The sequence below is a fragment of the Pseudomonas sp. K5002 genome, from assembly GCF_013386655.1.
In the GTDB taxonomy this organism is placed as follows: Bacteria; Pseudomonadota; Gammaproteobacteria; order Pseudomonadales; family Pseudomonadaceae; genus Aquipseudomonas.
Map to the genome: position 1 here is coordinate 1 of NZ_JACARK010001564.1, position 532 is coordinate 532.

The window sequence follows — 532 nt, forward strand, 5'->3', positions numbered from 1 at the left end:
GGCGGTGATGCTGCCACCCTCGCGGAATGGCGTGCCAAGTTTCTGCAGTTGCTCAAGGGTGGTGTCGCCGCGGGGGTGTTCGTCGTGTTCCACCACCTTGGCCGGGCCTTTGCGCTGGGGGATTTCCACCGCGACGATTTCCCTGGCCAGGCGCCCGCTGGCCTGGGCGGCGGCTGCACGTTGCTGGCTGCGCAGGGCAAACGCGTCCTGGTCGGCACGGGAGATATTGAACTGCTCGGCGACGTTTTCAGCGGTCTCCGGCATCGAGTCGATCCCGTAGGCCTTTTTCATCAGCGGGTTGACGAAGCGCCAGCCAATGGTGGTGTCGTATAGCTGCGCATCGCGGGAAAACGCATGTTCGGCCTTGCCCATTACCAGCGGCGCCCGGGACATCGATTCCACGCCGCCCACCAGCATCAAGCCAGCCTCGCCACAGCGAATCGCCCGGGCCGCGCTGCCGATGGCGTCCAGCCCCGAGCCGCACAAACGGTTGAGGGTGGTGCCCGGCACGCTCACCGGCAGCCCGGCCAGC

The 532-nt window shown here is 66.9% G+C and carries 1 protein-coding gene; it reads right to left on the bottom strand.

Annotation, left to right across the window (positions count from 1 at the left end; all coding sequences use genetic code 11):
• A partial coding sequence (locus tag HX846_RS37960) for a beta-ketoacyl synthase N-terminal-like domain-containing protein (RefSeq protein WP_306173212.1) occupies positions 1-532 on the bottom strand: 532 nt, incomplete at both ends.